This window comes from Rhodococcus sp. NPDC055112, assembly GCF_053607505.1.
This window is the reverse complement of record NZ_JBSGTR010000024.1, coordinates 48,615-68,431: the sequence shown is the minus strand read 5'-3', so window position 1 is coordinate 68,431 and position 19,817 is coordinate 48,615. Positions and strand designations below refer to the sequence as shown.

At 65.2% G+C, this 19,817-nt stretch carries 19 protein-coding genes and 2 pseudogenes; 9 read left to right on the top strand and 12 right to left on the bottom strand.

The features are described from left to right. Together ACWFRB_RS13520 and ACWFRB_RS13515 are read right to left on the bottom strand one after the other, a co-directional pair. Positions 1-224 (bottom strand): annotated as a pseudogene (locus ACWFRB_RS13520) (protease); the annotation flags it as partial. Positions 225-664: 440 nt separating this feature from the next. Then, the gene (locus tag ACWFRB_RS13515) at positions 665-1,663 is read right to left on the bottom strand and encodes an arabinofuranosidase (protein WP_452641628.1); all 999 of its coding nucleotides are present in this window, start codon (positions 1,661-1,663) and stop codon (positions 665-667) included. A gap of 60 nt (positions 1,664-1,723) precedes the next feature. Here ACWFRB_RS13515 and ACWFRB_RS13510 point away from each other — a divergent pair. Together ACWFRB_RS13510 and ACWFRB_RS13505 are read left to right on the top strand one after the other, a co-directional pair. Next, positions 1,724-1,852 (top strand): annotated as a pseudogene (locus ACWFRB_RS13510) (pseudouridine synthase); the annotation flags it as partial. A 208-nt stretch (positions 1,853-2,060) separates the two neighbouring features. Next, a complete protein-coding gene (locus tag ACWFRB_RS13505; protein ID WP_452641623.1) occupies positions 2,061-2,273 on the top strand; it encodes a hypothetical protein in 213 nt (70 codons plus the stop codon). Positions 2,274-2,472: 199 nt separating this feature from the next. On the opposite strand, the gene ACWFRB_RS13500 is transcribed toward ACWFRB_RS13505, so the two are convergent. Continuing rightward, the gene (locus tag ACWFRB_RS13500; protein WP_452641622.1) at positions 2,473-3,390 is read right to left on the bottom strand and encodes a restriction endonuclease; all 918 of its coding nucleotides are present in this window, start codon (positions 3,388-3,390) and stop codon (positions 2,473-2,475) included. A gap of 108 nt (positions 3,391-3,498) precedes the next feature. Further along, positions 3,499-4,071 (bottom strand): hypothetical protein, encoded by a 573-nt coding sequence (locus ACWFRB_RS13495; RefSeq protein WP_452641621.1) that lies wholly within the window; start codon positions 4,069-4,071, stop codon positions 3,499-3,501. A 331-nt stretch (positions 4,072-4,402) separates the two neighbouring features. Here ACWFRB_RS13495 and ACWFRB_RS13490 point away from each other — a divergent pair, with 331 nt between their 5' ends. After that, a complete protein-coding gene (locus ACWFRB_RS13490) occupies positions 4,403-5,128 on the top strand; it encodes a DUF4145 domain-containing protein (RefSeq protein ID WP_452641619.1) in 726 nt (241 codons plus the stop codon). Here the strand turns inward: ACWFRB_RS13490 and ACWFRB_RS13485 are convergent. From ACWFRB_RS13485 to ACWFRB_RS13465, 5 genes are all read right to left on the bottom strand, one after another. Then, positions 5,125-6,417: a tyrosine-type recombinase/integrase gene (locus ACWFRB_RS13485; RefSeq protein WP_452641618.1), complete on the bottom strand. Its 1,293-nt coding sequence runs from the start codon at positions 6,415-6,417 to the stop codon at positions 5,125-5,127. The two genes, ACWFRB_RS13490 and ACWFRB_RS13485, sit on opposite strands and share 4 nt — an antisense overlap. A gap of 274 nt (positions 6,418-6,691) precedes the next feature. Continuing rightward, the gene (locus ACWFRB_RS13480) at positions 6,692-7,483 is read right to left on the bottom strand and encodes a hypothetical protein (protein WP_452641616.1); all 792 of its coding nucleotides are present in this window, start codon (positions 7,481-7,483) and stop codon (positions 6,692-6,694) included. A 190-nt stretch (positions 7,484-7,673) separates the two neighbouring features. Next, a complete protein-coding gene (locus ACWFRB_RS13475) occupies positions 7,674-9,890 on the bottom strand; it encodes an AAA family ATPase (RefSeq protein WP_452641615.1) in 2,217 nt (738 codons plus the stop codon). A gap of 265 nt (positions 9,891-10,155) precedes the next feature. Next, positions 10,156-10,938, bottom strand: a complete 783-nt coding sequence (locus tag ACWFRB_RS13470; RefSeq protein WP_452641613.1) for a hypothetical protein — start codon at positions 10,936-10,938, stop codon at positions 10,156-10,158. Next, positions 10,935-11,216 (bottom strand): hypothetical protein, encoded by a 282-nt coding sequence (locus ACWFRB_RS13465; RefSeq protein ID WP_452641611.1) that lies wholly within the window; start codon positions 11,214-11,216, stop codon positions 10,935-10,937. The genes ACWFRB_RS13470 and ACWFRB_RS13465 overlap by 4 nt, the downstream gene beginning before the upstream one ends. 539 nt (positions 11,217-11,755) lie before the next feature. Between ACWFRB_RS13465 and ACWFRB_RS13460 the strand changes: the two genes are divergently transcribed. The 3 genes from ACWFRB_RS13460 (at position 11,756) to ACWFRB_RS13450 (ending at position 14,628) form a co-directional block, all read left to right on the top strand. Further along, the gene (locus ACWFRB_RS13460; RefSeq protein WP_452641610.1) at positions 11,756-12,925 is read left to right on the top strand and encodes a hypothetical protein; all 1,170 of its coding nucleotides are present in this window, start codon (positions 11,756-11,758) and stop codon (positions 12,923-12,925) included. 196 nt (positions 12,926-13,121) lie between these two features. Further along, positions 13,122-13,529, top strand: coding sequence for a hypothetical protein (locus ACWFRB_RS13455; protein WP_452641609.1), 408 nt, complete (start codon positions 13,122-13,124; stop codon positions 13,527-13,529). Between the two features lie 61 nt (positions 13,530-13,590). Next, the gene (locus ACWFRB_RS13450; RefSeq protein ID WP_452641607.1) at positions 13,591-14,628 is read left to right on the top strand and encodes an HNH endonuclease; all 1,038 of its coding nucleotides are present in this window, start codon (positions 13,591-13,593) and stop codon (positions 14,626-14,628) included. Positions 14,629-14,756: 128 nt separating this feature from the next. Here the strand turns inward: ACWFRB_RS13450 and ychF are convergent, their stop codons facing one another. After that, a complete protein-coding gene (gene ychF / locus ACWFRB_RS13445) occupies positions 14,757-15,836 on the bottom strand; it encodes a redox-regulated ATPase YchF (protein ID WP_452641606.1) in 1,080 nt (359 codons plus the stop codon). 62 nt (positions 15,837-15,898) lie between these two features. After that, positions 15,899-16,333, bottom strand: a complete 435-nt coding sequence (locus ACWFRB_RS13440; RefSeq protein ID WP_452641604.1) for a CD225/dispanin family protein — start codon at positions 16,331-16,333, stop codon at positions 15,899-15,901. A gap of 235 nt (positions 16,334-16,568) precedes the next feature. Here ACWFRB_RS13440 and ACWFRB_RS13435 point away from each other — a divergent pair, with 235 nt between their 5' ends. Beyond that, positions 16,569-16,793 carry a hypothetical protein gene (locus ACWFRB_RS13435; protein ID WP_452641603.1) on the top strand — a complete coding sequence of 75 codons (225 nt, stop codon included), beginning with the start codon at positions 16,569-16,571 and terminating at the stop codon, positions 16,791-16,793. A gap of 8 nt (positions 16,794-16,801) precedes the next feature. Here ACWFRB_RS13435 and ACWFRB_RS13430 read toward each other — a convergent pair whose 3' ends face one another. After that, entirely contained in the window at positions 16,802-17,428 is a 627-nt protein-coding gene (locus ACWFRB_RS13430) for a class I SAM-dependent methyltransferase (protein ID WP_452641602.1), read from the bottom strand. 108 nt (positions 17,429-17,536) lie between these two features. On the opposite strand from ACWFRB_RS13430, the gene ACWFRB_RS13425 reads away from it, so the two are divergent. Both ACWFRB_RS13425 and ACWFRB_RS13420 read left to right on the top strand, forming a co-directional pair. Beyond that, positions 17,537-18,103 carry a LysM peptidoglycan-binding domain-containing protein gene (locus tag ACWFRB_RS13425; protein ID WP_452641601.1) on the top strand — a complete coding sequence of 189 codons (567 nt, stop codon included), beginning with the start codon at positions 17,537-17,539 and terminating at the stop codon, positions 18,101-18,103. A gap of 135 nt (positions 18,104-18,238) precedes the next feature. Further along, entirely contained in the window at positions 18,239-19,816 is a 1,578-nt protein-coding gene (locus tag ACWFRB_RS13420; RefSeq protein ID WP_452641600.1) for an FMN-binding glutamate synthase family protein, read from the top strand. Position 19,817: the final 1 nt, after the last annotated feature.

The window sequence follows — 19,817 nt, the reverse complement described above, 5'->3', positions numbered from 1 at the left end:
CGCAGCGTGTCCGCGAACGCCTTCAGTTCCTGCCCGGCCGCTGCCCGCTCGAGGTACTGGGCGGGGCTGAGGCCGAGATCGCGTTGGATCGCGGCGACCATGTCCGCGGGCAGCGCGGGTGCCGGCGGGGTGGGTTCGGCCTGGGCGAGGGCCACGCAGGGCGCGACCAGAAGCAGTGCCGTCGTGCCGATCATCGCGGCACGGCGGGCTCGGGTACTACGCATGGGGACCTTTCGGATTGAGCGTTGCCGGTACGACCAAGCGTTGGAGCCGGGTCAGCGCCAGAGACTGTAGGGGTCATTTCCGCCGCTGCCTACCGAAAATTGATGGGATGAATGTCGACTCGGCAGCGCGCGACAGCGCCCCGAACCTGCGATCGGGGTGCCACCCCGCAAGCGAAAGGGGACTCGGACGCGAGAGTTCGTGTCCAAGGCCCCTTTTCGAGAATCCTGTGCGCCTAGTGGCTCGTCACGGATCGTTGGTTGGGTGATCCCCGATATTGAATGAGGTGCGCAGGCCTCGACCTCGAACAAGCCGGCCGGACGGCAGCGGCATCACCGCGGCTACCGACCCGCTGAGGCCGTTTGCCCCTTCGGCGCGAACCTGAGGCATCCAGGTCCACCAGTACAAGCGGTGCGGTCGGAGCGACCTCACCGAGTCCGGCTCATGCCGGCTCTCGCATCACGCCGACGTGACGCACCTTCCCGGAAAGGCCTGGCAGCTCCTGCACGGGCGACCAGGTGCTCAGCCCATCTGCGCTGTCGGAATAGAGGTACTTTCCTTCGGTGTAGGCGTCCAGGTACATCCGCCAGGCACCGTTCGCCAACTGGACCACGGCCGGCCCCTCCACCATCGAACCCCAATTTCCGGGCGGGACGAAGGAATAGGGCCCCGTCACCGACGATGCGACCGCATGCTCGATGACCTTCTTCGTCTCGTTCTTGGTGAACGCGTGATAGGTCGATCCGACCTTGACCACGGTGGTGTCGATGTGGTCCGCGCCGATCCCGTCGAGCGGGACCGGCAGGCTCCACAACCGGAGCGATGGCTCCAGCGCCGTCATCAGATACGGCACGAATCCTCCACCTGTCGACATCGACAGGATGACGTTGACGCGGTCGCCGTCCACGAACCATTCGGGCGCCCAGGCCTTCGTGGTGAACGGCGACAGCGACGGTCCGTCGCTGAACCCGGCCGACCCCGAGGAACCCGGCGGGCTCGCCGAGCCGGTGCCATCCCCGGTGCCCGGCAGGAAGGCGCAGCAGAACGGGACCGGCCAGGAAGCCAGGTACGTCCAGTTGATCCGGTCACTGCTGCGCGCGAAGCCGATGTTCGCCCCGTCGACTGTCGTGTAGGTGAGGTAGTAGAACCCGTCCGTGTGCCGGAAGATGCTCGAGTCACGCACCACCCCTGACGGGGGCCGATACGCCGAGAGTCGGAGGGGCTGGAAATGAGTGGCGTCCGCCGACTCGTATACATCCAGGTCGCGGTCGCTGACGTTGCTGAACGCCACCATCGTGTATCGCCAGTCTGGCGGCGGCGCGGCGCCACTGCTCCCCGAGGCCGCGACCAGCAGGCCCGCGACAACGAGCAGCACCGTCGATATAGCGGAAAAGGTGGTTCGCTTGGTGAGCGTCACCGGTGCAGTATCCACTCCCAGCATGCGCAGCATGCGTCGCTTGGGCCGGAGTAGCGCCGGATCGTTACCGCCCGCTGTCGTCGAACGCCGAGCGGGCGCCAGCTGCGCGGGTCGGCGCTCGTCCGATTGCGGGCCTGCCTCGACAATCCGGATCTGACGCCGATCCACCGACTCGACCGCGCGACCTCACAGAGGATCGTCGTGACGGCGAGAAGCGTCGAGGCCCGCGACAACATCCTTGCGCCGACGCCCACAGAACGTGTGTAGCGTAAAACGAATCATCAAGTGTCACAGACGAACCCGATCCGAATCCACCTCCACGTCCGCGCCGCCACGCTACGGTATCCGCGGGGTCGAATCGCCCTCCCGGCAGCGGAATCGGAAGCGCTGCCGGCCGTCACAGAATGGAGAGGGTTCAACCGTGCCTCGAGTCACGAGTCGTCGTATCGCATCCACCATCGTCGCCACCGCCCTGGTAACCGTCGGCCTGGTCACCGGGGCCGGCACCGCCTCCGCAGCCGACACGTCCTCTGACGGGTCGCTGGAGGGCGGGGTCCTCTGCGGCAGGAACAACGGGCCCATGACCTGCTACCTGTTCGGTCATGCATTCCAACTCCCACTGTCGCAGTCGTAGGACGAGCCTCAGCGGGACCCGACGACGAACGGGCGGCTACCGGGACGCGCATTCGGCGTCAGTCCCGGCAACCGCCCGTTCGCGGCGTGGCGCTAGACGTTGAAGCGGAACGCTAGTACGTGCCTCGATATGCCGATCTTCCTGGCATTTCACGGTTTGAGGGGCGCTTCTTAGCCCCGTTCAAGCCCGATGGACCGATTCACAAATACTCAGGGAGTTGCGCATAAAACGAGTAGTGGTCCGGGTCGTAGGAGTCGCTCACTCTATTGACGGTTCGCATCGTCACCTCATAGGTGTTTATTTGAAAGTCGTCAAACCCCTGCTCTTCAAGGTATTCCTCGATAAGGCGAACAACATCACCTTCGCCAAACTCATCGGACAGCCCAGGATCCGCATAAAAGTCAGACTCCCCATAGATGCAATCCAGGTACCAACTCACTGCACCGATTTTATCGTTGTACCAAACTCCCCGCATCCTCACTTGAAAACCCTTAGGAAGTTCAATCTTCCCAATCGCCTCCAGACGCTTCTCTATCCAATCCAACTGAAATCCGATATCGCTGCCATGCCGATTGGCATACCTAATGAAATGCCCTTTTGAGATAACTATGAATTTATTGGGCGATTCGGTCGCATAGACACGGTGACCATCCGCACTCATGGGCATATACCGCTGCGCCACACCCCAACACGCCGGGGTGTTGAGCCAGTGCCGCAAGGTCTCACAGTCCCAGTAATGAGTAGGCAGGCCCTTGCGTGCCTCGATTGAAGCTAGACGTTCTACAAGCGACGAAGAAGGTTGTGTTGAACAGGCGACCAGAAATCCCGAGGCTCCATGGTCGTCGACGGCGTCGACGATGCCTCCGCCTTCTTCAATATCGCCGGGACTTACCGAACGACCCTTCTTGTCATTGGCATGAGCATTGTGCTTACATGAAACCAGCCAACGCCTCGACTTTGCACCGAATTTGCTGTCGCCAGGCTCATCTACAAGCAAGTCCTTACCGCGATCCGGGCCACGGCCAGACCACGCCACGCGGTACCCCATGGCCACCAACATGTCGCGGACAAGCAGTTCGAAGCCTTCGCCTTCGGGAATCTCAGTGAAATCCAACATCGTGAAAGCATATCCTTCCGGCTGAAGGCAAACCCTCCAACTGATCGCCACTCACATGTCGCACTCGGCCCAGCAAATCGTGCGCGCAATGGCGGGGCCTTCCGAAATCTACCGCTTCTGCACCGCCCAGCCTTGGCGATGCCATTGCACGATCGTCGCAGCAAGTGTCACGACTGCTCGCGCCTCGGCCTCAGAGGGTGGGCGCTTCGGCGTCACCCCGCCGTGGCGGTCGTGGTTCGGCCACATCAGCCGGAGCATGGCAACCAACGGAGCGACGTCGTGCGACACGTCGTGCCCAGGCAGGACCATCTGCCACTTCCCCGCCGACTGAGGGCTACCGAGGGCGCCGACGACATCACCCAAGTTCGCCTTCGCCTTCCTCGGCACAACCACCGGGATCAGGGTGTCCTCGACGGCCTTGATGGCGTGGTCCCATGCGTCCGATGGGTTGCCATTCCTGCCGAAGGCGTGTGCCCAGGCCTCACGCAGTTCTTTCGCTGCCTCATCGTCACCTGTCACGGCGGATTCGTATGTTGCTAGTGCTTCATTGGATACTGCCCGCACCAAAGACTCGCCGTCCGCACCCACCGTCCACACCGACCCCGCGCTTGCCAACAACGCTCGGAGTGCCCCGTGGTTGTTGGACCAACTGCCGACGAGACTCAGCGTCGCATCCACCACGTCGAGAAACTCGTCATCACCCTCGTCCGCGTACTGAAATACACATTTCAGGCAATCATGGTCGCTAGCGAACGGAGGAATCGCTACCCTAAGTCGCATCGCGACGGAGCGGACTTCCTTGCCCCGAATAGTTGTGACCCCACCACACAATGCGTCGTTGACCCATCCTGCAAGTCCGCCGTGGAGATGAGCCGGAATTCCTTCATATGGGCCGTCCGGCTCCAGACCTCGCGTGCGCCGCGACAAGGGCTGCCATGCCGGGACACTCTAGATGACGGCCCCGACAATCCACCTCAAACGTGCTCGCTCGTACCTACGCTAGGCCCCCGACGTGGCTGCTGACGTGTCGGCGTTCTGCGTCAGAATGGTCGGTATGACGGCAGACACGATCAATGGCGCTCCTGATGGCCAGGCAGACGACCGCAACCCCGATTCTCTCCCCACGACAACGGACCCGACTGGCCGGTGCCCTCGATGCAATCGGGTGAGCAGCTTCACCGTCGAAAACTCTCAACACCTGCGAGGCACCTTGGAGACCGTTACGCCGCTACGCTGCCAGGGCTGCCGGGAGGCGACGATCGTCGTCGAGGTTTTCAGCGGCGATGCGGTCAATCGGTGGCGTGGCATCCACTGGTGGCCAAAACCGGGTCACCTCGGCGATACCACCGACGTTCCAACGAACCTGGCCGAGGCGTTCGAGGAAGGCGCCCGATGCGTCGGCGTAGACGCGCCCAATGCGGCAGTCGCCATGTTCCGCAACGCGCTCGCCCAGATCGTGCAGGACAAGGGCAGCGACGAGGCGAAGAGGAAAGAGACGCTAAACAAGGCCATCATCCAGATGGTCGATGACCGAACCCTCTACGACGGGTTTAAGGAGTGGGCTGACCACGTACGGACGGTAGGCAACGCTGGGGCTCACCAAGAGTCGTTCGAGAGCATCCCGTTGGAGCAGGCTGAGGAGCTCATGGAACTCACCAAGCATCTAATCGACACTCTGTACGTGGGGCCTGCAAAGCTCCGGCGCGCGATGCCTGCCCGGAAGCGACCGAAGCCCTAACCCCTGATCGCTCGGATGTTCGCCGGCTCCGACCGTGGGGCCGCGAACGCTGCGTCCATCGCGCTGCTGACGGTGTCGGTGACGTCCTCGTACAGGTGGCCATAAGTGTCCATGGTGATCTTGAAGGACGAGTGTCCGAGGTGGGCCTGAATTGCCTTGGCGGGCACGTTTGCCGCGATTAGCAAGGCCGCGCATGTGTGGCGTAGGTCATGGAACCGCAACCGAACCGGGAGCCCCTCCTTGACGACGGCCTGCTTCCAGTACGGCAGGTAGAAGTCGCGCCCCCAGCTCATCGGCTTCGTGCCGTACGTCATGTCCGACATCGCCGGACCGGGCCACACATACAGCACCGGGGCGAACGCACCAACTGCCGCGCGCTCATGGGCCAGGTCGGCCAGCGCGTCGCGCAACGCTGGCGGGACGGGCACCACGCGGGTCTTGCCGTTCTTCGGCGGGACGACGCACCAGTCGCCGTCCTTCACGGTGCTGATGGACTCGGCCACGGTGATCCGCCCGCGCAAGAGGTCCACGTTCTCCCATCGCAGGCCGCAGCACTCCCCCGCGCGCATCCCTGTCTGCGCGGCGAACCGCACCAACAGCGCCAAGGCGGGATCTTCGCTGACTCCCTGCATCGCCACGGCCAGCCGCTCAACCTGAGACGCATCCAGGTAGGGCGTGCCGGTGGTGTCGCGGTGAGCCTTGGGTAGGTCGTCGCGGGTGAGGCCGTGCGCAGGATTGCCCCGCAGGTATCGCGCCCGCACTGCGGCATCAAGCACCTGCCGCATCACTCGCACCGCGTTGTGGACCGTACCTGGTGCCAAGGGCTTCCCGACCGGGGTCTTGCCCGCACGCTCCCGGTACCGCGCGTCTCGTTCCGCCCGAGACGATTCCGCGTTCGCGGGCTTGTTGTTGTGGCCTACGCGCTTCCCTTCGGTGCTGAGCTTAGTGATCCACGCGACCAGATCGAGCGTCGTGATGCTGCCGACCGCCCTATCGCCGAAGGCGGGATAGATGCGCTGCTCCAGAATGGTCCGGTAGGACTGCTCAGTCTTGGGCCGCAGGTTGCGACTGCCGAGCCACAGCTCGGCGATCTCCTTCACGGTGCGCCTCCCGTCGCTGGGGTCGATGTAATCACCCCGGTTCAGGTCTGCGCTGATGTTGTCCAAGTACTTCTTGGCCTCGGTCTTCGTGGCGAAAGTCTTGCTCTTGCGCTTGCCGTCCGCGCCATACCACCGCGCCTGAAACCGGCCTGCGGTCTGCTCTCGGATCGCGTACCGATTCGCTCCCATGCGTCTACCCCTCTAACCCGTTGCCTCACAGCATGTTTCCAGAAGCGTAGCTGTCCAAACGTTCAGCTAACACGTCACTTGCGTTGTCCGACTTGATATTTCACCTGCACGTTTGCGAAACCCTCGTCGGTACGTAGCCCCGCCCTAGCCCCGAAGCCCTCGCGTCAGCGAGGCCACACAACCTTGACTTCGGATTTGACCCGGCGGCTGGCAGCCGGGCAGGCAACTACCCGGCCAGCCACTTCAAATCGGATGTGGGGACGCTCAGGCCGGTCTAATGCCGCCTGCGGCGGCTGGCCACCGGCGCGGGCGGCGGGCTGGTGCGCCGGAGCTGTTCGAGGGCGTCCTCCATCGGCAAGAGCTGCGTCGCGGGTGCCGGGGCGGGGCGTTCACGGGGCACAAGCACTGGAGCGGGCTCGTCATCCACTACCTCGGCGTCCATCACCTCCAACTCGTCGGCCATCCAATCCGGCGTCGGCGCGGTCTCTACGCCCCGCGCCGCGCGGCTGTCGGCGCGGCTACCTCCGGCGACGGCGTCCGTGAGCACCTGTTCCCACTCCGGCGTGGGGCCGACCTGAACCTCCACCGCCGTCTTGGCGCTGAGGCCTGCGCGGTCCAGGCCGTCCTTGATCGCGGCCAGCTTCACGGGCAGCGGGGTGTCTGGGTCGACAGCAATCTTCAGAAGCTCCTTTGCCATCTGGTCAGCGGCCATCTCCAATCTCGCTCGCGCCTTGGCCCGGACGGCCGGGGCAGCTCCGCCGTGTGTCATGCAGACGTTGCCGCCCTTGATCGCCGTTTTGCGGCACGGCTCACCATTCGTCCTACGTGCGGTGCAGATACGCGACGGATCTGGGTTCCGGCCGTCCTTCCACAACGACTCCATAGGTGCTCGGCTCGACGCCTCCATCGCCGAGCCTTCTACCGATTCGCTGGCGATCGCTTCCGCCGCCTGCACGGCAGGTTCCTCAACGCTCGAACGATTGCTGTACTCGTCCATTTCGACTTCCTTTCTGTCGATAACTCCTTGTGCGTGACCGGCATTGGGCAACATGGCCCAAACCAACATGGCCCTAAGGGTGCGCGTGGGCCGGGTTGAGTTGCCCGGCCACACGCGACCCAGCACCCACATCACGGGTCGGGTCGGGTTGTGGGTCGGGTTGGTTTATGCCCCTGGCCTGGGGTTTTACGCAACCCGGCCCAACATGGCCCAACATGGCCCACCGCTTAGGTCGGGTTGGCTACCCTGCCTGTGCGACTCAGACGCCGTCATCGGCGGGAACCTCACCTGCGGTGCTCATCCGGAAGGTGATCCCCGGTCCCGGTCCGTACCGATCCAGCGTCACCGGTCGCCCGTTCACGTCGGGTATGGCGGCCTTCCTGACTTCGAGCTGGCGGGCTTCGACCAGTTCGTCAATCGCCGCTCGGACCGCCGCCTTGTTCCCGCCGACAACCTCGATCAGTCGGTTCTTGGTGAACTGGAACGGATTGCCCCTGATCACCTCCAGTAGCTCGGCCCGCTTCTCTCCACTGCCCCGGCTCCGACTGCGGCGGTCGCGGTCACTGCCGCCGTCAGCGCGACGGATCTCCCACGAGACGCCGTCGTCGGCCGGGCCTTCCTCCAGCTCTCCAAAGGCGGGGATTTGCCAGTCGAGTTCCCACCGGCTGCCGCCCCATTGCCGCGAGCCGAACTCCACCGCGAGCCGGTAGCTGCCCGCGTCCAAGTCGGGCTTGTCGCGGTGCTTCTGGAGAATCCAGCTGTCGGCCCACTGCCCCATTCCCGCCTGCGCGATGCTGTCCAGGTCCAAATCGGCCGAGCCCGTCTTGCGGAAATGGTCCGCGATGATCAACGCCGTCTCGTTCGCCACCAACGACGACACCCCCGCCAACATCCGGCCGCGCTCGTACAGGTTCTGAGCCTCCACACCCGCCGGGTGAAAGGCATACAGCGGGTCGATGATGACGAGCTCGGGTTGCAGGTCGTCCAGGTTCCGCTTGAGCGCATCGGTGAAGTCCAGCGCGTCCAACGGCCCGACTTCGAACACCGCGTGCAGCGGCAGGTCGGCCAGGTTCACCTTGTACGCGCGAGCAATTGCCTGCAGACGCCGCTGGAACGGAGCCTGCCCGCCCTCTCCGACGTAGTACACAACCGGCCCGGGCGAGGCGACCGCAAACTCTCCGAACAGTGGCTCACCACTGGCGACGGCCAAGCTCATCGAGAGCAGGTTGTATGACTTGAGCGTCTTCTTCTCACCGCCCATCGGCCCGAAGGAATGACGCGGCCACACCCCACGGACAAGCCACTCCATCGGCGGAACGGGTTGCGCCAGATCACGAGCGCTCACCGTGGCAAACCTACGACCTGCTCGTTCGTCGCCGGCCGATTCCCCGACGCCGCGCTTCATGAGGCCGGGATTGTCGGGGGCGGGAATCCAGCCGGTGTCCTTGTGCCATGCACCGCTGGGCTGGAAGGCGTACCCGACAGACGGCCCGCTACCCGCGACGATCTCAGCCGCGCCCTGGAACGACCGTTCAAACTCGCGCCTAGCGTCATCCGCACCGCGTTCGGAAGTGAGCGCCTGCACGAAAGCGGTGCGGACAACCTCGACCGCAAACGGCACACCCGGCGCCCCACCCCAGCCGAGCCGTAGCAACTCCAGCAGCTTCTCGTTCATGGTGTCGTGTCGACCGGCACCGCTATTTAGGGCCGCGAGAACGTGCTGCATGGCTTTCTGAACCGCATCGGTCATCAGCCCGGCAGGGAACGATGCGAGCAGATCGTCGGGGTCGCCACTCCGGCCACGCTGAACAAGAGCGCGTTTCTTATGCAGACCGTCACGCCAGCCCTCGGGCAGCATCGGCAGCTCGCCCGGCTTCGGAAGGCGCTCGCACACGTCACCGTTTGGCCCAAACACCTGCACCGGCCCGATATCGTGAATCGAAGGCGGAACAACCGCGTAACGATGGTGCCGCTGAAGCACTTCAACGCCCGAGGCCTTGCCTCCGCTGGCATCTGGGATCGCTCCCACACCTTCCCAACCTTCGTTCACGCGGTAGAGCAGCTTCGAGCTGCCATCATTGCGCGCGGTGATCGACCACGTCGGAGGGAGATCACCCCAGGCGTCGACGCACGCGGCCAAGGTCTCGGCTCCAGGCTTGCCGTCGTAGCAGTCGACGTCGAGCGTGATCACCCCGACCGGCATCCGGGTACCCAGGTTCAGGCCCGCGTCGGTACCGGCCCATCTGTTGGCCCATTGCCGGAACGCGCCCTCGTCGGTGACGTCCTCACCCTCGCGCCCGGTCACGCCACCGACGAGAAGCTCCTTTCCTTTGGATCCGCCGAGCGGGATGGGATGCCAACCGAGATCGACCTGCTCCTTCGCCATCTGAACAAACTCTTCGGGCTTAATTCTCCCGTGCCGCTTAGTGTTCCGCGATTTCTGCACCTCGTGGGCAGTGGTACTGTTCGGCTTCATTGCTGGTCCTTCGCCTAGGATTATCTGTTCGGAATCGCCCGGCCTGGCTGCCCTACACCCAGACCGGGCGATTCGCTTTCTTCTACTGCACTGCAATGTTTCTCATGGATTCCTGGCGCTCTCCCGCACCAGGAGCCCGCTTTACGGTTGACCTGCGGGCTACCCCTGCCGGGTTACCCAGAAGGCACGCAAACCTGCGTGCCGCCGCCCTGCGTACCCGCGATAGGCAACCCACGGGCGGCACCGGCCGGTGTGGCAACCCGCGTCAGAGCCACTCATCGGACGGCCACCCGCTGGAGCGCGCATAGTCATCGCTGACGATGTGCCAGTCGAGGCCGCTGCCATCGGTGCCGCGGTCGAACCGCTGACGGCACGACGAACACGTCGGGAAGACTCGAGTAATCCCACTGCCGACCATCAGGTAGTCGTCCAGAGACTCGCCTTGGGGGCGGGCGCACCAGTGGCAGACTCGGCTCGCTAGCGCGACGAGACGCACGATCCGTCGAGCCGACAATCCATGCGGCACGGGGCACGCCAGCGCGCCGTCGTACTCGGTCCACTCCTCAAGATGGAAGACCACGGCCCCGGTCGGCTGCCCACCGTACTCGGCGAGGTCAAGCATCTGCTGATGCTCAGCGTCGAGGAGGCGCTGCTGATGCTCGGTGATCAGCAGCCGCTTACGCTCCTCGGCCCGCAACTCGTCGGCGGCGTACCCGTCGCCTCGGAACGTTAGTGGCCTACGGCCGGTGTTGCTGAAGACTCGATCCAGCCCCATCAAGCCGACCAGCTCGAACCTCGGCGGGATCTGCTGCGCTCGATCGAGTCCCGCGCTGATCTCGGAGTGCCGCCGGGCGGCAGGAGAGAACGGGCGCTGCAGACGAAGCGCGGTCTTGCCGCCCTCCTCGATCACGAGTTCGTGTGGGTTCCTCACGGCCCGAGCCTGATCGACCGTCGGGTGGGCTTGTCGTAACGCAGACCAGTCACCGCGTTCGTGCGCATCCAGGGCTGGGTAAATCTCCCGCAGCTCCTCCAGGGTGTACGCGATCATGCCTGCTCCCCTGTCATCCAGGCGAGCGCCGACCTGCGACTGAACAGATTCTTCCGACCACGAAGAACACCGCGGAATTCCTTTCTAAGTACCGCATCGCGGACCATACGCCGGGTGATGTGCGGATTGATCGCGCCGAGGTACAGGAACACCTGAGGCTCATCCAGGTCGTTAATGTCCATCGAGTCGATACCGGGGACCGTCGGAGCTGGGCCGACTTCCATCGTGGCGACAGTGACAGCGGTGGGCTCGAGTGCCGTCGATGCTTGGCGTGACATGGCGTTCCTCTCGGCGAGAGGATGTGTCCGCAGACAGAAAAAGGACCGGTCGACGAACACACCCTCGTAAGGGTTGTTTGTGTTCGCTGACCGGTCACACGGTCCCGCTGGGACCACCTTGCGGCGGCGAGAATCTGCCGATCTCACTTCGCGTGACCGCTGTGAGCCCTCCGGTTTCAGGCAAGCCATGCCTTCGGGACAGCGGTATGTGGTTGTGCTGCGCCCACCTTGCAGCGGGGCAATTACGTTTATACACGTGCCGTGTACACCCCGCAACGACGCGGGTTGTCGCACACGGTTCGCCCAGATTCGTTGCGGCGCAGGGTGGTACAGTTACCGCTAGCGAGAGCGGCGCTCTCAGTTCAGTTCGCCGGCTTCCGCGAGGCGGACCATCACACACCCGCGACGGCGTCGCGTTGCATTTCCAGTTCGGTCTGAGACCGACCGGCTTTCAGGACCAGAGCAGGCGCTCGGTCCTTTCGCTCGTCTCTCCCGCGCCCTGCTACTCCGAAGGGCACAGCACCGAATTGGAGCACCCGATGAACACGCTCTTCTCTCGTCCCCGCCACCATGAGACCGTCGCGGCGCTCTACGCCAGCGGTGGAGACGGCGGCTACAGCAGCCAGGGCGACGTCCTGGTCAATCGCACCGCCGACGGCGTAGACCTGAGCCGCATTTGGGACGACGTCGCGACCGCGATGTCGCTGTACAACCGCGAGCGGTCCGCCCTGGCCGCACTCATCAGTCACCCCACAATCGCTGTGGGCGACGCGATCCCGCAGCAGGTCGCAAGCGAGAACTTCGAGAAAGCCAGCGAGTATGGCGAGCCCGAGGGTATTCACAGCAACCCCGATGCGCTGATCCTCGGCTACGACTTCGAGGACTACGACCTTGCGTCCCGCATGACGTGGAAGTTCCTGCGGGCTGCGACCGCAGCGCAGGTGACGGACAGCATCAACCGCGCGTTCGAGGCCGACAACCGCCTCGTCACCGGGACACTGCTGCGTCGCCTGTTCGACCCGACCGAAGGCGTCAACGAGCACATGCACCGGGTGTTCGGGCTGTGGAACGGCACCGACGGCATGGCCCCGCCCCCGCACGCGGGGCAGACGTTCCCGTCGACCAACTCTCACTACCTGCCCAGCGGCAACGCTGCCGTAGACCCTGGCGATCTGCTGGACGCGATCAACCAGGTGCGGAGTAAGGGATTCGGCACCAGCTCCAGCACGCGACTGATTGTGCTCTGCCACCCCATCGAGGCGGAGGAGATCAGCACCTTCCGGGCTGGCATCGAGACCAACGGCATCGCTAGCAAGTTCGACTTCATCCCGTCCGAAGGTGCGCCCGCGTACCTGACGGCTGAGAACGTTGTCGGACAGGTAGCTCCGGGCGAGTTCGGCGGGCTGGAAGTGCGCGGCTCGTACGGTCCGGCCTGGATCATCCCGAGCTACTTCGTCCCGCAGGGTTACCTGGCCGTTGTCGCAACGGGCGGGCCGAACAGCAGCCTGAACCCGGTGGCTTTCCGCCAGCACGCGAACCCGGCTTATCAGGGGCTGCGGATGATCCCAGGTCGCGATCAGCGGTACCCGTTGCAGGACAGCTTCTTCCAGCGGTCGTTCGGCTGTGGTGTCCGGTACCGGAGCGCAGCGTGCGTCGTGCAGGTGACCACGGGCAGCGTCTACACCCCGCCCGTGTGGTCGTGGTCGTGATGCTGCGCCCACGGGAGGGTCACCGCGACCCGGAAGCGGTTCCCGGCGAGTACTCATGGGGGCCGGGGCTGACGCCTAAGGGCCTCGAAGACGCCCCATCGAGCGAGGGCGGGCGGTATCGGGGGAAGTCGCCGGCGACAGAAGACGACCCCGGCTTACGTGCCCTGGCCGACCGGCTGACCGAATGGGGCCGACGATGAGCCGCCGCCGCTCGTACCGGCGCGACCGGCTCGGGCGATTCGCTGGCGCGGGAACGAAGGTCTCTGCGACGGCGAAGGGTGCCCGCATCGCTGCGAAGGCGGTGACCAAAACCGGCGCGACGAAGGCCGCTGGCAGGATCGGCCACAGCTACGTACAAGGTTCCTTCTCCAAGAATCTCGTCGTCGGCCAGGGCGGCGACTACAAGGGCGTGAAGGTTGGCGCGGAGTTCGAGACGCCGAAGGGCCGGGGAGTGCTCGTCAAGGGCATCGTGGGTTATCACGGTAAGCCCAATCGCCGGCTCGACATCACCCCGTCTCTAGATAAGGCGCAGAAGAAAGTCACGGTGTCGGTCAAACCGAACCTCAACCGCCGAGCCAGTGCTGGCACGAGGTTGAGGCGGTAGCGGTTGACCTGCTGCCGGATGTGGGCAACCGCCCGGCAGCATGCACGATATTGTCGCCGCCATGAGTCTTGCGAACCTGACTGCCGAGTCAGTCGAACGTGCGCTAGCTGAGTGCGAGGATCTCGGAGACGATGCATTCCTCGCCAAATACGAGTTCGGTAGGGCCACCGCTTACGTGATTCACCACAATGGGCGGACGTACGACTCGAAGGCGATCGCTGGCGCTGCCCACGGCCACCTCCCTGGCAGGGCCCCTCTCCGTAAAGATGAGTTCTCGGGCGGCGAGAAGACTGTCGCGCGCAAGCTACGCAAATTGGGGTTCCACGTCCCACCTGCGCGCTCACCCAAGTGGACGCGTGATGAGGTAATCCTCGCCTGCGACCTTCTCATGCAGAATCACTGGAAGTATCTAACCCCTGAGGACGAGCGTGTAGTCGAGCTGTCGGCGTTACTCCAGCGGGCACCGTTCTATCCAATCGAAGAACGCAGCGCAAAGCACAGGAATGCGAATGGGGTGGCAAAGAAGACGGTAAACATCGCCAGCCATCACCCGGACTACGTCGGAGCCCCTACAAAGGGCGGCGGTTACGACAAGGTTGTTCTGAAGCAGTTTCTTAAGGACCCGTCCGAAATGCACGCGATTGCTCTTGCAGTACGCGACGCGATCGAGGTGGGGGAAGCCAACCCCATGCTCGCTGTGCCCAACGCCGAGGAGGACGATTCAGCCAGAGAAGGCCGACTCCTGCAACGCCAGCACTACGTCCGCGAACGAGATCCTAAACTCCGCCGAAAGAAGATCACTCAGTTCCTCAAGACAAGTGACCGTGTGCATTGCGAAGTCTGTGGGTTCGACTTCGAACTGGCATACGGAGACCGTGGCCGCCAGTACACCGAAGTACATCACGTCGTGCCGCTGCACCACTCAGGGGCGACCCGCACGAAACTCTCCGATCTGATCCTGCTGTGTGCGAACTGCCACCGCATGGTGCATCGAGCTTCGCCTTGGCTGACGCCCAAGGAACTACGCGGCCGGTTGAGCGCAAGCGCACTGGGCGCGAATGCCGACGCACATTTAGCCGCCATCCAAGCCCCGCATTAGCCCCGTTGCGGGACGTTTCGGGGTGAACAGGAGGCGGCGACGCACTGTACACAAACCGGCGAGAAACGAGCTCTCACCAGCACGTTTACCGAGTGCGTCAGCCGCCCACCTGGGGAGACTTAGCCCCGCTAGACGTTGAAGCGGAACTCCACGACGTCACCGTCGACCATCACGTAGTCCTTGCCCTCCATGCGCACCTTGCCGGCGGCCTTGGCGGCGTTCATGGAGCCGGCGGCGACCAGGTCATCGAAGGAGACGATCTCGGCCTTGATGAAGCCGCGCTCGAAGTCGGTGTGGATGACGCCCGCCGCCTGCGGGGCGGTGTCACCCTTGTGGATGGTCCAGGCGCGCGACTCCTTGGGGCCCGCGGTCAGGTAGGTCTGCAGCCCGAGGGTGTGGAAGCCGGTCCGGGCCAGCGCGTGCAGGCCGGGCTCGGACTGACCGATCGAGTCGAGCATCTCCTGGCGGTCCTCCTCGTCCAGCTCGAGCAGCTCCTGCTCGACCTTCGCGTCCAGGAACACCGCGTCCGCCGGGGCGACGGAGTCGCGCAGCTCGGCGACCTTTGCCTCGTCGGTGAGCACGGCCTCGTCGGCGTTGAAGACATAGAGGAAGGGCTTGGTGGTGAGCAGGCTCAGCTCGCGCAGCAGCCCGAAGTCGAGCTTGTCCCTGACGCTGAACAGGGTCTTGCCCTCGTCGAGGAACGCCTGAGCCTTGACCGCCTCCTCGTGCAGCGGCTTGAGCTCCTTGTTCTTCTTCGCTTCCTTCTCCAGGCGCGGGAGGGCCTTCTCCAGCGTCTGCATGTCGGCGATGACGAGCTCGGTCTCGATCACCTCGATGTCCGAGGCGGGGTCGACGCGACCGTCGACGTGCACCACGTCATCGTCGGCGAACACGCGAACGACCTGGCAGATGGCGTCGGCCTCGCGGATGTTGGCCAGGAACTTGTTGCCGAGGCCCGCGCCCTCGGACGCACCCTTGACGATGCCTGCGATGTCGACGAAGGACACGGTCGCGGGCAGCAGCCGCTCGGAACCGAAGATCTCGGCGAGCTTGGCCAGCCGAGGATCGGGCAACTCGACCAGGCCGACGTTGGGCTCGATGGTCGCGAACGGGTAGTTCGCGGCCAGCACGTCGTTGTTGGTCAGCGCGTTGAAGAGGGTGGACTTGCCGACGTTGGGCAGTCCGACGATTCCGAGGGTAAGGCTCACGGTCTCCAGAGTCTACGGACCGGTGCGGGCGCCCTGCACACACCGGTCCGTAGACCTGCGGATCAGTACCCGCTGGCGCTCTCCTCGACGCCGCTGATCGCGACGGCGATGATCACCCCGTAGAGGATGACGAACAGCACCCCCAGGCCGATCCCCACCCACAGCGCGATCTTGCCGAGCTGCTTGGCGCGGTCGGAGGCGTACTGCGCGCCGTGGTAGTCGCCGAGCGCCCACCTCGGGTAAACCGAGGACGAGTGATTGAACGCGGCGAACGCCAGCGGCCAGAAGAAGACGAGCGCGGCCACCGCCCAGCCGGCGTTCGACGGCGGCGGCGCGGGCACCGCGCCGGGGATCGGACCCCCGTACGGCGCCTGGGCCTGCACGGGCTGCGGAGCCTGCATTTGCTGTGCGGGCTGCTGATAGGACGGGTATGTGGGCGCCCCGTAGGACGGCGCCGCCGCGGTCGTGGGCGCGCTCGTAAATTCGGTTTCGGACATGGTCCCCCCTGAAGATCATTCGGATGCAGCGCAAGCACCCTAACCGAGCGAGTTGTCGCGCTGTCGTCAGAGCAGCCCGGACTGCGGGCCTGCACCCACGGCTCAGCGAGGGCGGGCAAAACAAGTAGCCCACGGCCGTGACATGCGGTGTCCCGGCGCTCACAATGAGAAGAGCGCAATCCGAGGGCACCCGGAACCGCGCGGTGCGCTACGCCGCGCCACCAGGAGGAACACCATGACCAGAAATCGACTCCGCGCAGCAATAGTGGCCGCGGCTACGGTTCCGATGATCGCGTTCGGCCCGGCGATCGCCGCCGCGGGACCGGCATCGCCGGTCCCCACCCCCGTCTCGCCCGCGACCCTCAATCCACAGCAGGGCCCATTGGGTGCCGCACTGACCTGCTCGCCCCTGGCCTTCATTCCGTTCGCCGGGCCGCTCGCCATAGCCTGTTGGGTCTGAGGCGGCCGCTACCCTCGCTTGCGCGCGACCGTCACCGCCCATGTCGCGTCCGCCCGCCATGGCCGCAGGTCCCACGTCGCGAAGCGCTGCTCGAGTACCAGTCCGGCGGCCTCCAGGTCGGCGTCGAAGTCCCGGACCGAGTACCGGTAGTCGGTGGCGAACCCCGTCACCAACACCCCGCCGTCGGCCAGGTGCGCGGCAAACCGTTGCAGCACAGTCCGTTCCGTTCCCGGCTCTAGGAAGATCAACACATTCCCCGCCGCGATGATCGCGTCGAACACCTCGCCCGGCAGGTCGAGTTCGGCGAGGTCCGCCCGGTGGACGGTCAGCTCCGGGTGCGCCCGCGCCGCCTCCACCAACACCGGATCCAGGTCGACTGCGGTCACATGGTGTCCACGCCTGGCCAATTCGACGCCGACACGCCCGGTGCCGCATCCGGCATCGAGCACCCGCGAGCCCGGCACGATCACGGCATCGAGCATCCGGGCCTCCCCGTGCAGATCCACGCCCTGCGCCGCCAGCTCCTCGAAACGCCGGATATAGGCGCGTGATTGCTCTTCGTCACGTTCGTTCTCCCAGCGCGTCACATTGTTCAGACTATGTTCAGATGCCCCGTCAGCCCCAGCGAAACTCATTCGCGCCGCGTACGCTCTGTGAGCACGCCGAGGACCGGATCATGCGGTCTCCGTGTGGATCAGCACTACAAGCGCTTCACCGACGATCACCTCTGAAAGGGGAACAACGTGGCGGACACCTTGCAGGCCGGTTCGAGCCTCACGGCCGGACAGTCGATCACCTCCAACAACGGCGCGTACACGCTGACGCTGCAGGACGACGGCAACCTCGTGCTCAGCGAGGGCGGCAACGCTGTGTGGGCCAGCAAGACCAACGGCAAGAGCGCTGTCAAGGCAGACCTGCAGGACGACGGCAACTTCGTGCTGTACACCGAGGGCAACGACGCCGTGTGGGCCTCCGAGACCTCGGGCAACTCCGGCGTCAAGCTGGTCGTCCAGGACGACCGCAACGTGGTGCTCTACGCGGGCGACAAGGCCGTCTGGGCCTCGGACACCGCCGTCGAGACCCCGGCCGAGCCGGAGCCCGAGCCCGCCCCCGTCGCCCCGGCCGCCGCCGAGGCTCCCCCGGCTCCCCCGGCCCCGCGCACCCACACCGTCGCCCCCGGCGACACCCTCTGGGACCTCGCCACCCACTTCTACGGCGACGGCAACCAGTACCAGCGCATCGCCGATGCCAACGGCATCCCGAACCCGGACGCCATCAACGTCGGCCAGGTTCTGACCATCCCGGCGTAGTACACCCGCTCCACCCGACACGGCGGTCCCGGACTCGTTTCCGGGGCCGCCGTGTCGTTTTCGGCGCCACGCACGGCCGAGTGCGAGACTCGATCGACCCGACCGGCGATGGACGTGACACGAAAAGGATGCACCGTGGTGAGATGGCTGATCGTTGTCGGAGTGTGGCTGGCCGGACTGGCTGCGCTCGCCCTCGCCCTCGGCGTCGGGTCCGGATGGTGGGTTCTCGCCGTGATCGCCCTTGCGCTCGCGTGCCTCGGCACCTGGGACCTGATCCAGCGTCGACACAGCATCCTGCGCAACTACCCCATCCTCGGGCACGCCCGGTTCCTGCTCGAGAAGATCCGCCCCGAGATCCAGCAGTACTTCATCGAATCATCCACCGACGGAACGCCGTTCGACCGTGAGACCCGCGATCTCGTGTACGAGCGGGCCAAGGGCACCAAGGACGACGAGCCCTTCGGCACCGAACGGGACGTGCACGCGCCCGGGTACGAGTTCATGGCTCACTCGCTGCGGGCACGGCACGCCCCCGAGGCGACCCCGACGGTCCGGCTCGGCGGGCCCGACTGCACCCAGCCCTACGACATCGCGCTGCTCAACGTCTCCGCGATGAGCTTCGGCTCGCTGTCCGCCAACGCGGTCGAGGCGATGAATGCTGGCGCCGCGCGCGGCGGCTTCGCCCACGACACCGGCGAGGGCGGCATCAGCCCCTACCACCGCAAGCACGGCGGTGACCTGATCTGGGAGATCGGTTCCGGCTACTTCGGATGTCGCACCCCGGACGGGCGGTTCGATCCGGAGGTCTTCGCCGCGAAGGCCGTCGACCCCCAGGTCAAGGCGATCTCGATCAAGCTGTCCCAGGGCGCCAAGCCCGGACTCGGCGGCGTACTGCCGGTCGCGAAGGTGAGCCAGGAGATCGCCGACACCCGTGGGGTCCCGGTGGGGGTGACCGTGATCTCGCCGCCCGCGCACAGCGCCTTCGACACCCCCGTCGGGTTGATCGAGTTCGTCGCGACACTGCGCGCCCTCTCGGGAGGCAAGCCCGTCGGGTTCAAGCTCTGTGTGGGCTCGCGTGCGGAGTTCCTCGGCATCTGCAAGGCAATGCTGGAGACCGGGACCGCGCCGGACTTCATCATCGTGGACGGCTCGGAGGGCGGAACCGGCGCCGCCCCCGTCGAATTCGAGGATCACATGGGCATGCCGCTGACCGAGGGCCTGATGCTCGTGCACAACGCGCTGGTCGGCGCCGGCCTGCGGGACCGGATCAGGATCGGCGCCTCCGGCAAGGTCGCCAGCGGGAGCGACATCGTCAAGCGCATCATCCAGGGTGCCGACTTCACCCTGGCGGCCAGGGCGATGATGTTCGCGGTCGGCTGCATCCAGGCCCAGGCCTGCCACACCAATCACTGCCCGGTCGGTCTCGCGACCCAGGACCGCGCTCGCGCGAAGTCGATCGACGTACCGGACAAATCGGCCCGGGTGTACCGGTTCCAGAAGTCGACGGTGGCCAGCGCGAAGCAGTTGATCGCCTCGATGGGCCTGGACGGTTTCGACGAGCTGCGGCCGTCCATGCTCAACCGGCGCGTGGACACGTACACCACGAAAACCTATGCGGATCTTTATGAGTGGCTGCAGTCGGGCGAGCTGCTCGAGGACCCGCCCGCAGGCTGGCGGGGTGACTGGATCGACGCGGACGCCGCCCGGTTCTGAC

Excerpts from the sequence above, each read along its gene's own strand:
- ACWFRB_RS13515 (WP_452641628.1), bottom strand. The coding sequence starts at position 1,663 with ATGCTGGGAGTGGATACTGCACCGGTGACGCTCACCAAGCGAACCACC.
- ACWFRB_RS13500 (WP_452641622.1), bottom strand. The coding sequence starts at position 3,390 with ATGTTGGATTTCACTGAGATTCCCGAAGGCGAAGGCTTCGAACTGCTT.
- ACWFRB_RS13485 (WP_452641618.1), bottom strand. The coding sequence starts at position 6,417 with ATGGGAGCGAATCGGTACGCGATCCGAGAGCAGACCGCAGGCCGGTTT.
- ACWFRB_RS13480 (WP_452641616.1), bottom strand. The coding sequence starts at position 7,483 with ATGTTGGTTTGGGCCATGTTGCCCAATGCCGGTCACGCACAAGGAGTT.
- ACWFRB_RS13475 (WP_452641615.1), bottom strand. The coding sequence starts at position 9,890 with ATGAAGCCGAACAGTACCACTGCCCACGAGGTGCAGAAATCGCGGAAC.
- ACWFRB_RS13470 (WP_452641613.1), bottom strand. The coding sequence starts at position 10,938 with ATGATCGCGTACACCCTGGAGGAGCTGCGGGAGATTTACCCAGCCCTG.
- ACWFRB_RS13465 (WP_452641611.1), bottom strand. The coding sequence starts at position 11,216 with ATGTCACGCCAAGCATCGACGGCACTCGAGCCCACCGCTGTCACTGTC.
- ACWFRB_RS13460 (WP_452641610.1), top strand. The coding sequence starts at position 11,756 with ATGAACACGCTCTTCTCTCGTCCCCGCCACCATGAGACCGTCGCGGCG.
- ACWFRB_RS13455 (WP_452641609.1), top strand. The coding sequence starts at position 13,122 with ATGAGCCGCCGCCGCTCGTACCGGCGCGACCGGCTCGGGCGATTCGCT.
- ACWFRB_RS13450 (WP_452641607.1), top strand. The coding sequence starts at position 13,591 with ATGAGTCTTGCGAACCTGACTGCCGAGTCAGTCGAACGTGCGCTAGCT.
- ACWFRB_RS13440 (WP_452641604.1), bottom strand. The coding sequence starts at position 16,333 with ATGTCCGAAACCGAATTTACGAGCGCGCCCACGACCGCGGCGGCGCCG.
- ACWFRB_RS13435 (WP_452641603.1), top strand. The coding sequence starts at position 16,569 with ATGACCAGAAATCGACTCCGCGCAGCAATAGTGGCCGCGGCTACGGTT.
- ACWFRB_RS13430 (WP_452641602.1), bottom strand. The coding sequence starts at position 17,428 with ATGAGTTTCGCTGGGGCTGACGGGGCATCTGAACATAGTCTGAACAAT.